1 protein-coding gene and 1 pseudogene are annotated in these 542 nt (G+C 45.0%); one reads left to right on the forward strand and one right to left on the reverse strand.

Annotated features, from left to right (window positions below):
- Nucleotides 1–223 (forward strand): hypothetical protein (locus tag ACS8FC_RS20340; RefSeq protein ID WP_439298118.1); only part of this gene is annotated, 223 nt, incomplete at its 5' end.
- A 21-nt stretch (nt 224–244) separates the two neighbouring features.
- On the opposite strand, the pseudogene ACS8FC_RS20345 reads toward ACS8FC_RS20340, so the two are convergent.
- Nucleotides 245–542: pseudogene (locus ACS8FC_RS20345) on the reverse strand (ribosome biogenesis GTPase YlqF); the annotation flags it as partial.

A 542-nucleotide genomic window follows, 5' to 3' on the forward strand; every position in this document is an offset into this window, starting at 1 on the left:
CCATGAAGGTGATTTATCATTCGAGCTCTCATTAGCATTTGGAGCAACGGTCGCTCATGTACAGCTACAGGATACCTTTGCTGTCTCTCTGCCTCTGCCAGATAGTAATATGCAAGAAGCTGCTAGAGTAATTGCACCATTGGCAAAGAAACATGGGTTGGTGTTTTATTATTTGCTAGGGTTGGTTTCTTTGCCTGACGGGAAAATTTTCACTTCTACATGATTGGTCTTACGTTTATTAAACCTACTTCCGATTCTTCCGCGTTTTTAGACGACGTAAGCGTTTTTCTTCCTCGCGGGCTTTTTTCTTTTCTTCAGCAGCGAGTCGTTGTTCTGCGACCACGATTTCTTCAGCTTCAGTCATAGCTGGGGTTTCTAGCGTGATGCGACCAATCTTCGCGCTACGCAGCTCGTTGATGAGAATTTCAGACATGCGGTAGGTATCGACTTGGTTGCCCGAACGTACACAGCCGCGATTACGACCAGCTACTTCAAAAAACTCCCAATCAGTCTTTGGCAGTTCTTCAATTTTGTAGCGAGTT

The sequence above is a fragment of the Psychrobacter sp. 1Y4 genome (genome assembly GCF_051847555.1).